Annotated in this window: 10 protein-coding genes and 1 pseudogene; 5 read left to right on the top strand and 6 right to left on the bottom strand. The window is 68.0% G+C overall.

Annotation, left to right across the window (positions count from 1 at the left end; all coding sequences use genetic code 11):
- A partial coding sequence (locus tag FNH05_RS23655) for a GNAT family N-acetyltransferase (protein WP_144590909.1) occupies nt 1-423 on the top strand: 423 nt, incomplete at its 5' end.
- Between the two features lie 10 nt (nt 424-433).
- Here the strand turns inward: FNH05_RS23655 and FNH05_RS23650 are convergent.
- From FNH05_RS23650 to FNH05_RS23640, 3 genes are all read right to left on the bottom strand, one after another.
- Nucleotides 434-1,009 (bottom strand): peroxidase-related enzyme, encoded by a 576-nt coding sequence (locus FNH05_RS23650; protein ID WP_144590908.1) that lies wholly within the window; start codon nt 1,007-1,009, stop codon nt 434-436.
- 209 nt (nt 1,010-1,218) lie between these two features.
- Entirely contained in the window at nt 1,219-2,892 is a 1,674-nt protein-coding gene (gene mctP, locus FNH05_RS23645; RefSeq protein WP_144590910.1) for a monocarboxylate uptake permease MctP, read from the bottom strand.
- Nucleotides 2,893-2,906: 14 nt separating this feature from the next.
- On the bottom strand, nt 2,907-3,179 hold the full coding sequence (locus FNH05_RS23640; RefSeq protein ID WP_144590907.1) for a DUF3311 domain-containing protein: 273 nt from the start codon (nt 3,177-3,179) through the stop codon (nt 2,907-2,909).
- Between the two features lie 193 nt (nt 3,180-3,372).
- Here FNH05_RS23640 and FNH05_RS23635 point away from each other — a divergent pair, with 193 nt between their 5' ends.
- The 4 genes from FNH05_RS23635 to FNH05_RS23625 all read left to right on the top strand — a co-directional run bounded on the left by FNH05_RS23635 (nt 3,373) and on the right by FNH05_RS23625 (nt 6,000).
- Nucleotides 3,373-5,001, top strand: coding sequence for an alpha/beta hydrolase (locus FNH05_RS23635; RefSeq protein WP_144590906.1), 1,629 nt, complete (start codon nt 3,373-3,375; stop codon nt 4,999-5,001).
- Nucleotides 5,002-5,117: 116 nt separating this feature from the next.
- Nucleotides 5,118-5,372 carry a helix-turn-helix domain-containing protein gene (locus FNH05_RS23630; RefSeq protein ID WP_144590905.1) on the top strand — a complete coding sequence of 85 codons (255 nt, stop codon included), beginning with the start codon at nt 5,118-5,120 and terminating at the stop codon, nt 5,370-5,372.
- Between the two features lie 61 nt (nt 5,373-5,433).
- The gene (locus FNH05_RS38215) at nt 5,434-5,574 is read left to right on the top strand and encodes a hypothetical protein (protein ID WP_186382701.1); all 141 of its coding nucleotides are present in this window, start codon (nt 5,434-5,436) and stop codon (nt 5,572-5,574) included.
- A gap of 3 nt (nt 5,575-5,577) precedes the next feature.
- Nucleotides 5,578-6,000, top strand: coding sequence for a Uma2 family endonuclease (locus tag FNH05_RS23625; RefSeq protein ID WP_144590904.1), 423 nt, complete (start codon nt 5,578-5,580; stop codon nt 5,998-6,000).
- Nucleotides 6,001-6,069: 69 nt separating this feature from the next.
- On the opposite strand, the gene FNH05_RS23620 is transcribed toward FNH05_RS23625, so the two are convergent.
- From FNH05_RS23620 to FNH05_RS23610, 3 genes and pseudogenes are all read right to left on the bottom strand, one after another.
- Nucleotides 6,070-7,893, bottom strand: a complete 1,824-nt coding sequence (locus FNH05_RS23620) for a phosphoenolpyruvate carboxykinase (GTP) (protein WP_144590903.1) — start codon at nt 7,891-7,893, stop codon at nt 6,070-6,072.
- A gap of 397 nt (nt 7,894-8,290) precedes the next feature.
- Nucleotides 8,291-8,995: a DUF6802 family protein gene (locus tag FNH05_RS23615; RefSeq protein ID WP_144590902.1), complete on the bottom strand. Its 705-nt coding sequence runs from the start codon at nt 8,993-8,995 to the stop codon at nt 8,291-8,293.
- A 93-nt stretch (nt 8,996-9,088) separates the two neighbouring features.
- Nucleotides 9,089-9,495 (bottom strand): annotated as a pseudogene (locus tag FNH05_RS23610) (dynamin family protein); the annotation flags it as partial.

Below are 9,495 nucleotides of genomic sequence, written 5' to 3'. Positions count from 1 at the left end.
GGCGCGATCTACGCGCGGGAATACGGATGGGACAGCGGCTTCGAAGCACTCGTCGCCCGGATCGTCGCGGACTACGTGGACCAGCACGACCCTCGCGCGGAGGCGGCGTGGATCGCCGAGATCGACGGCGAGCGCGTCGGCAGCGTGTTCTGCGTGCGTGGATCCGACGAGCGGACCGCGAAACTGCGGCTGCTGCTCGTCGAACCCGGCGCACGCGGGTACGGGCTCGGCCGGCGACTGGTCGAGGAATGCGTGGCGTTCGCCCGCGCGCACGGCTACACCGCGATGGAGTTGTGGACCAACGACGTGCTCACCGCGGCCCGCCACATCTACGCGAAAACCGGCTTCCGACTGGTGGAAAGCGAACCCCACCACAGCTTCGGGCACGACCTGGTCGGAGAAACCTGGCGGCTGAAGCTATAGCGGTTGTCCGTTACCGCGCCTGGCGTCCCATCAGGTAGAACTCCTCGTTCGGGCGCAGCGCCGTCAGATGGGCCAGCCGGTTCGACATCGCGAACAGCGCGGTGATCGCCCCGACGTCCCAGATCTCGTCGTCGGTCAGCCCGGCCTCGCGCGCCGCCGCCAACTGCGCCTCACCGAACAGGTGCGAGTCACGGGCCAGCGCCAGCGCCAGCTCGACGATCGCCCGGCCACGGGCGTCCAGCTCCACCTGCCACGGGTTGGCCGAGACCCGGTCCGCCAGCTGGGGATCCTTCGCGCGGACCCGCAGGATCGCTCCGTGCGCCACCACGCAGTAGGTGCAGTGGTTCGCCCCGGAGGTCGCGACCACCACCAGCTCCCGCTCGGCCTTGGTCAGCCCCTCACGGCGCTCCATCAACGCGTCGTGATAGTCGAGGAACGCCCGGAGCTCGGCCGGACGGTGCCCGAGGGCGCGGAAGATGTTCGGGACGAATCCCGATTTCTCGGCGATGGCACCAACCCGGTCGCGGAGATCGTCGGGGAGCCCGTCGAGCTCCACGACCGGGAATCGGCTCACTGCTTCACTCATACCCTCACGCTAGCTTGTGATTTGAAGCGGCGGAGCCGCTTGCGGTGGACCGTCAGCCTGCACCGCCGCGGGTTCTGATGTGGTTCCTCGCAAGAACAGCACTGCCAGCGGTTCGGATGGACATTCATGAGGAAGAGATCCCACAGCGAGGGACCACATCAGGTTCCGCTACCCGCACCGCCATGCAAGCCGCTTACACAATTCCTCGATCAGTGGGCGCCGATGGGGCGGAGTCCCTCGTCGTGCTCGTCGACGTGGTAGTCCGACAGCTCCGTGTCGTCGGTGCCGTTGAACACCTTGAACCGGCGCGCGATCACGGTGACCACCACCGCGACCACCAGGTTGCCGACCAGCGCGACGAACCCGGGGTAGATCTGCACCAGCGAGCCGGGGAACGGGTGCCAGCCGAAGATCGACAGCTTGCCCAGCGGAAGCGCCGAGCCACCGAAGTGCGCCTTGCCGGTGTTCGGGTTCGGGATGCCGTAGAGCATGAGCACGCCCCACACCATGCCGACGGCCCAGCCCGCGACCAGACCCCAGCGGTGGAACCACCGGGTGTAGAGGGAGATCGCGACCGCGGGCAGCGTTTGCAGGATCAGCACGCCACCGATGAGCTGCAGGTCGATGGAGAACTGCGGGTCGATGAACAGGATGAACGCCACCGCGCCGAACTTGACCACCAGCGAGGCGAGCTTGGCCTGCTTGGCCTCCTGCGCCGGGGTCGCGTCCCGCTTGAGGTACTCCTTGTAGATGTTGCGGGTCCACAGGTTCGCCGCGGCGATCGACATGATCGCGGCGGGCACCAGTGCGCCGATGCCGATCGCGGCGAACGCGATTCCGGCGAACCACGACGGGAAGTTCAGGTCGAACAGCACCGGCACCACCGTGTTGGAATCGGCGTTCCCGGTGGCGGCGTTGGTGATCGGCTTGACCCCCGCGGCGATCGCGACGTAGCCCAGCAGGGCCAGCAGACCCAGCAGGAACGAGTAGGCGGGAAGCGCCATCATGTTCCGCTTGATCACCTTGCGCCCGCGCGAGGCCAGCACACCGGTCAGCGAGTGCGGGTACAGGAACAGCGCCAGCGCCGAGCCCAGCGCGAGGGTGATGTACTGGAGCTGGTTGGTGGCGGTCAGCACGATCGAGCCCGACGGCTTGCCGGTCTTCGGGTTCGGCTGCGACAACTTCGCCGCACTGACGTCGATGATGTGCGACCAGCCGCCGAGCTTGGCGGGCAGGTAGAACACGGCCACCAGGATCACCACGTAGATCAGGCCGTCCTTGACGAACGCGATCAGCGCCGGCGCCCGCAGACCCGACTGGTAGGTGTAGAGCGCCAGGATGAGGAAGGCCACCAGCAGCGGCAGATGGCCCACGATCCCGCTGCCGTTCAGGCCCATCGTGCGCAGCACCGCCTCCAGGCCCACCAGCTGCAGCGCGATGTAGGGCATCGTGGCCACGATCCCGGTGATCGCGATGAGCAGCGCCAGCGTCGGCGAACCGAACCGGCCACGCACGAAGTCGGCCGGGGTGACGTAGCCGCGCGAACGCGAAACCGACCACATGCGCAGCGCGGGCAGGAAGACGATCGGGTAGAGGATCACGGTGTAGGGCAGGGCGTAGAAGCCGAGCGCCCCGGCACCGAAGACCAGCGCGGGCACCGCGACGAAGGTGTAGGCGGTGTAGAGGTCACCGCCGACCAGGAACCAGGTGATCCAGGAACCGAACTTCCGGCCACCGAGACCCCATTCGTCCAAATGGTCGAGTGAGGCCGAGGCCTTCCAGCGGGCGGCGACGAAACCGAGCACCGTCACCACGCCGAACAGCACGATGAAGACGCTCAACTCGACCCACTGCAGGCCGCCGCCGGGCGCCTGGGCCGCCATGACCAGTTCGGTCTTCACTTCTTCTCCCCTTCGTCGAGGTCGTCCACCGAGAGACGATCGGGCCCGGTCACGCGCTTTTCGCTGGTCATCACGTAGACCACGGCCACGGAGGCGACCCCGACCAGCACGAAGGCGAACTGGTACCAGTAGAAGAAGGGGAGACCAAACAACCTCGGCTTGTCGAAGTTGAACCACGGAGTGATCAACATAAGCAGAGGGATGAGCAGGAAGAGATTCCACGGGTTGAAGACCAACCCCCGCGCCCTTCCGGCGGCTTTGCCAGACATCGGACCTCACTAGAACGTTCGGACAGCCTGGACGACCCTAATTCGTCACAGGCGTTGCGTCACGGGGGTCTCATGTATCGATTTGGGCAGGAATACCCAACTTAAGCAGGTAGGCACGAATCGCCCGGCTGGCTACAAATGATCGCCCTCGACGGTGGTCGAGGCGTGTGGAGCCAGTGACGAAGGGGCGAGCATGAAACGACTCCGCCGGGCGGTGGTGATCCCGGCTCTGGCCGGCACCCTGCTGGCCGCGGGAGCGCCGGTCCACGCCGGTGCGACCGATCGGTCCACCCAGTCCGACCAGGCAGAACAGGCACTGAACTCGACCGGGATCCCCGGCCGGTACGCGAACCAGGTGCTGGGCTGGCATCCCTGCACCTCCGAGGAGTTGTCGGGCCAGACGCCGCCGCCCGGTGCCGAAGGCATCGAATGCACCACCTACCTGACGCCGCGGGACTGGCGCGATCCGGGCGCCGGCGCCGATCTGACCATCGCGGTGAGCAGGCTCAAGGCCACCGGGAACGCGACGGCCAGCGTGCTGGTCAACCCGGGCGGTCCCGGCGCCCCCGGCCGGATGTTCCCCGCCAGGCTGCGCAACCAGACGCGGCTGCGCGAGCACCAGGAGATCGTCGGCTTCGACCCGCGCGGAACCGGCAAGAGCACGAACATCACCTGTGGCGGCGCCATCGGCACCGGTGCGGCGCTCGACCCCAGGGACCGCAGCCGCCGGAACCTCAATCTCATCCTGGAGGCGACGAAGTACGCCGCCGACTCGTGCCAGGTGAAGTCCGGCGACCTCGGCCCGTTGATCAACACCGAGCAGACCGTGCACGATCTGGACCTGCTGCGCGTGCTGCTGGGCAGGCACCGCGTGAACTGGGTCGGCTACTCGGCGGGCACCTGGCTGGGCGCGCACTACGCGCAGGCGTTCCCGAACCGGACCGGCCGTTTCGTCCTCGACTCGAACACCGAGTTCACCACCACCTGGCAGAAGTCCTTCGACGGGCAGCCGCTGGGCTTCGAACGGCGCTGGCGGGAGGACTTCCTCCCGTGGATGGCGCGCTACGACGGCCTCTACCACTTCGGCACCACCGGTGAAGCGGCGCGGCTGACCTACGAATCGGTGCGCGCGGCGCTGGCCAAGAGCCCGGTTGAGGTGGACGGGGCGCCGCTGTCGGCGAACGAGTTCGACTCCTTCATCGCCTCCGAGCTCTACAACAAGCGGTACTTCCCGAGTCTCGCGGAGTACCTGGTGAACGTGCGGACGCTGGCCGAAAACAGTGGAAGCGCCGCGCAGCAGGCGGTGGCGAAGCAGCGGGTCGACGCCGCCAGGGCCGACGAGCCGGGCCTTGGCCCGCAGCCGCTCATGGTGCCGGGCGACGGCGACGCCTACGACGCGAGCTTCTGGACGATCCCCTGCAACGAGGGCCCGTGGTTCGGCAACCGGAACAGCGTGATCCGGCAGTCCGCCGAGCTGGGCCCGCGCTATCCGCTGCTCGGCTGGGGCTGGGTGGTGCAGCCGTGCATCTTCTGGAAGAACCGCCCCGAGCCGTTGCCGGTGCTCGACGGGGCGGGCGTCCCGCCGGTGCTGATGGTGCAGTCCACCCACGACCCGGCCACGCCGATCGAGGGTGCGCAGCGGGCGCACGCCGCCTTCCGCGGCTCCCGGATGATCACGGTCACCGGGGAGGGCGACCACGGCATCTACGCGGGAGGCAACGCGGCGGTGGACAAGGTTGTGGAGGACTACCTCGTGGACGGGGTGGTTCCGGCCGACCAGACCCTGCCGGGCCGTCCGCTCCCGGTCCCCCCGGGGGCCTAGCCGCCCTGCACAACGGCCCCGCCGAGCCCGCTCGGCGGGGCCTGTCCACAGTTGTCCCCAGCTTGTGCACAGAGTTGTCCACAGCCTGTGGAGAAATTGGCGGATAGACTTGGGCCATGGTGCGAGTGCCGCTGACCGAAGCCGAACGTGCGCGCGGCGAACGGCTCGGCGCCGTCCTCCGCGAAGCACGCGGTTCCCGGAGCATGACCGAAATCGCGGCCCAGGCCGGGATCTCGGTGGAAACGCTGCGAAAGATCGAAACCGGCCGCATCCCGACCCCGGCGTTCTTCACCGTGGTGGCCCTCGCGGACGCGGTCGGCCTGCCCCTGGACGCGCTCCGTGGCGCGGTGACGAGCGTCCGCGCCGGTTGACCGGGGAACGGGAGCCTTACGGTGAGTAGCGACAACGCCCGGCTCACCGGAAGGCATCCGAATGAGCGCTGCCGCACGGCCGGACCATCCGCTGACCCTCGCCGAGTGGGCTGAGCTGCCCGAAGACGACATGGGTCGTCGTTACGAACTCGCGGAAGGCGTGCCTTCCGCGGTCCCCAGACCGGCTCCGAGGCACCAGTGAGCCATGGCGCGCTTGGCGTCGCTCCTCGACCGGCAGCTTCCCGACGACCTGACCGCCCTGGTCAACGTCGAGGTCATCATCGACGCCCGGTATCCGCCCACGGTGCGGGCACCCGACGTGGTGATCACGCACGAACAGGTCGTGCGACTGAACCAGGCGCGGCTGGAGCCCGTCGATGTCCTCCTCGCCGTCGAGATCATCTCCCCGGGGACCGCCCGCACCGATCGCGTCACGAAGATGTCCGAGTACGCCGAGGCCGGGATCGCGCACTACTGGCTGATCGACCTGGCGAATCCGCCGAGCCTGACCGTGCACGAGCTGGTCGCCGGGCGCTACAAGGCGGTCGCGAAGTCCACCGGCCCGATCGACCTCGCCGAACCGGTACCGCTCACGATCGACCCCGCCGAGCTGATGCGAAGGCGCTAACGGCGCACACCCGAAAGGCGAACGGCCGGTTCCCCACCAGGTGGGGAACCGGCCGTAGGCACAGACGTGTCAGCCCAGGCGCGCCTTGAGCGCGTCGAGCTCGTCACGCAGGCTGGTCGGGACGCGGTCGCCGATCTTGTCGAACCACTCCTCGATCAGCGGGATCTCCTGGCGCCACTCCTCGGGCTCGATGTCGAGCGCGGCCTGGATGTCCGCCAGCGGCTGGTCCAGCCCCTCGGTGTCCAGGTCCTCGGCGCGCGGGACGAAGCCGATCGGGGTGTCGACCGCACCGGCCTTGCCCTCGATCCGCTCGATGATCCACTTGAGCACGCGCGAGTTCTCGCCGAATCCAGGCCACAGGAAGCGCTTGTCCTCGCCCCGGCGGAACCAGTTGACGTAGAAGATCTTCGGCAGCTTGGTCGCGTCGGCGTTCTTGCCGGTGTCCAGCCAGTGCTGGAAGTAGTCACCGGCGTGGTAGCCGAGGAACGGCAGCATCGCCATCGGGTCGCGGCGCACCTCGCCGACCTTGCCCGCCGCGGCCGCGGTCTTCTCCGAGGACATGGTCGCGCCCATGAACACGCCGTGCTGCCAGTCGCGCGCCTGGTTCACCAGCGGCACCGTGGTGGCGCGGCGGCCGCCGAACAGGATCGCCGAGATCGGCACGCCCTTCGGGTCGTCCCACTCCGGCGCCAGGATCGGGCACTGCGACATCGGGGTGCAGTACCGCGAGTTCGGGTGCGCGGCGGACTCGTCCGACTCGGGCGTCCAGTCCTGCTTCTTCCACGAGGTCAGGTGCTCCGGCTTGGAGTCCATGCCCTCCCACCACACGTCGCCGTCGTCGGTCAGCGCGACGTTCGTGAAGACCGTGTTGCCCTTCTCGATCGTGCGCATCGCGTTCGGGTTGGTGTGCCAGTCGGTGCCCGGCGCCACGCCGAAGAAGCCGAACTCGGGGTTGACCGCGTACAGCCTGCCGTCCTCACCGAACCGCATCCACGCGATGTCGTCGCCGAGGGTCTCGGCACGCCAGCCGGGGATGGTCGGCTGCAGCATCGCGAGGTTGGTCTTGCCGCAGGCGCTGGGGAAGGCGGCGGCGACGTAGTAGGCCTTGTTCTCCGGCGAGATCAGCTTCAGGATCAGCATGTGCTCGGCGAGCCAGCCCTCGTCACGGGCGAGCACCGAACCGATCCGCAGCGAGTAGCACTTCTTGCCCAGCAGCGAGTTGCCGCCGTAGCCCGAGCCGTAGCTCCAGATCGTGCGGGTCTCCGGGAAGTGGGTGATGTACTTCGTGTCGTTGCACGGCCACGCAACGTCCTTCTCGCCCGGCGCCAGTGGCTTGCCGACGGAGTGCAGGGCGGGCACGAACGGGCGCTCGGTGCCGTCCTCGGCGACGAACTTCTCCAACGCGGCGGCGCCCATCCGGGTCATCACCCGCATCGACGCGACCACGTAGGCGAAGTCGGTGATCTCGATGCCGAGCTTGGGGTCGTCCGCGCCGAGCGGACCCATGCAGAACGGGATCACGTACATCGTGCGACCCCGCATGCAGCCCCGGTAGAGCTCGGTCATGGTCGCCTTCATCTCGTCCGGAGCCACCCAGTTGTTGGTGGGACCGGCGTCTTCCTCGCGCTCGGAACAGATGAAGGTCCGTTCCTCGACCCGCGCGACGTCGCTGGGGTCCGAAGCGGCCCAGAACGAGTTCGGCTTCGCCTCCAGCGGAACGAAGGTGCCGGCTTCGACGAGTTCGGAATTGATCCGCGCGGCCTCTTCCTCGGAGCCGTCACACCACACCACTCGGTCCGGAGTGGTCAGTTCGGCGACTTCCCGCACCCACGCGAGGACTCCGCTGTGCGAGGTCGGCGCCTTATCCAGTCCCGGGATGGCTACTGCAGTCATTCCTTGTCTCCTGACTTCGACGGGAGGAGCCCGCGCCCGGACGTATCTGGTTGTCCGGAAGCGGGCTCCATCGCCGGCGACCGAATGGCTTCGCACGCCGGCTGGCGACCGGCGTACGGGGAAATTGGGATTCCTTGAGGGTAGCCGCGCTCCGCCCGGCTAACCGAGGCCTGGCCTGTCGGTTCTCTCACAGGAACGATAAGGGAATCGATTCAGATATCGCTGGACCGGCCTAGCGGAAAAAGGTTTCCGGCGTGGCCGTGATCTTCCCGATACCTCGGAGTGGCCATGGTTACGTTCCCCGGCGTTGTTTCGGCGTTCAACTTCGTTCGCCGGGCGGAAACGAAGCGGGCCCCGGCGCCTATGGCGGCCGGGGCCCGTCGATGGGACGAGCGACTCAGTTCTGCGAGATCCACTGCCCGGTCACGGAGTCGATCTTCGCGACCCCCTCGACCACGGTGTCGTGCCCGCCACCCCACAACTGGTCACTGTCGGCGGGCACCTCGGCCGCGACCCCGTGCCCGCCGCCGCCGGTCTCCGTCCACTGGCCCGGGCCCGTGTGCTCGTAGGTGTGGTGCTCGCCGCTGGGCGTGACCACCGTCTCGACGTCGGCGTTCCCGTCGCCGTTGGTGTCGGTGAAGAGAATGGTGTCGCCCTGCTCGTCGGTCACCTGGACGGTGTCGGGGGTGCCGTCGTGGTTGCTGTCGATCGTGGCGTGACCGGCGTCGACCGTGCCCTGGGGGGTGTCGACCATGATGTCGCCCTGGTGACCGGCCTGGCTGTCCGGCGTGTGGGAGCCGCCGCCGGACTGATCGTGGTCGTCCACCCAGGTGCCGGTCGAGGCGTCGAACCGGGCCATCTCGACGACGTTGCCCTGCGTGTCGGTGTGCACGTACTCGTCGGCGTGCCCGTCGCCGTCGGTGTCGACGTAGGCCGTGATCGTGCCGTCGGAGTTCTCCATCTTGACGGTGTCGTTCACACCGTCGTGATTGAGGTCGTAATTCTCCTCAGCAGTGTAGTTGTGGCCGTCGACCGAGATCTCCATCTCGCCTTCGTGACCGGCGTCGGCAGTGTCCGCGCCCCCAGTGTCGTCGATCCACACGGCCTGTCTCCCCACTCTCCACTCTCTGAACAACGGCTTGGACTCACCGTAGGCCGGTTCGGTTCCCCGGCACAACCGAACTCGCGGTCCGAGTCAGTGCTGGTCGCGCAGGGCGCGGATACGACCGAGCAGGACCTCCGCCCGATCCCGCCCGTCGCCGACCTCCTTGATCCGTCTGCCCAGTTCGGCGAGTTTCCTGGACCGTTCCTGCGCGTCCATCTTGATCGCCTTGTCGACTTCCTTGAGATCGGCCTCGATCGCGTCGATCCGGCGGCCCAGCGCGTCGTCGAGGGCCAGCGTCAGCTGCTGCTCGGCCTCGATCAGCTGCTCGGCCACCAGCTGGTCCAAAGTAGACCGCCCGTCGGCGATCGACTCCACCAGCCACTGCTTCATGTGCTGCTTGTCCGCGGCGTGCTTGCGCGTGCGCGCCATCCACCACCCGGCGCCGAGGCCGATCACGATGGTCGCGGGCAATACCACGGGGTTGAGCAGGGCGACCC

Source organism: Amycolatopsis rhizosphaerae (assembly GCF_007713715.1).
Lineage (GTDB): Bacteria > Actinomycetota > Actinomycetes > Mycobacteriales > Pseudonocardiaceae > Amycolatopsis_E > Amycolatopsis_E rhizosphaerae.
This window is presented reverse-complemented; position numbering and strand designations above follow the sequence as displayed.

Bases quoted from the DNA above. Each gene is read 5' to 3' on its own strand.
- FNH05_RS23650 (WP_144590908.1), bottom strand. From the start codon at position 1,009: ATGAGTGAAGCAGTGAGCCGATTCCCGGTCGTGGAGCTCGACGGGCTC.
- mctP (WP_144590910.1), bottom strand. From the start codon at position 2,892: ATGGCGGCCCAGGCGCCCGGCGGCGGCCTGCAGTGGGTCGAGTTGAGC.
- FNH05_RS23640 (WP_144590907.1), bottom strand. From the start codon at position 3,179: ATGTCTGGCAAAGCCGCCGGAAGGGCGCGGGGGTTGGTCTTCAACCCG.
- FNH05_RS23635 (WP_144590906.1), top strand. From the start codon at position 3,373: ATGAAACGACTCCGCCGGGCGGTGGTGATCCCGGCTCTGGCCGGCACC.
- FNH05_RS23630 (WP_144590905.1), top strand. From the start codon at position 5,118: ATGGTGCGAGTGCCGCTGACCGAAGCCGAACGTGCGCGCGGCGAACGG.
- FNH05_RS38215 (WP_186382701.1), top strand. From the start codon at position 5,434: ATGAGCGCTGCCGCACGGCCGGACCATCCGCTGACCCTCGCCGAGTGG.
- FNH05_RS23625 (WP_144590904.1), top strand. From the start codon at position 5,578: ATGGCGCGCTTGGCGTCGCTCCTCGACCGGCAGCTTCCCGACGACCTG.
- FNH05_RS23620 (WP_144590903.1), bottom strand. From the start codon at position 7,893: ATGACTGCAGTAGCCATCCCGGGACTGGATAAGGCGCCGACCTCGCAC.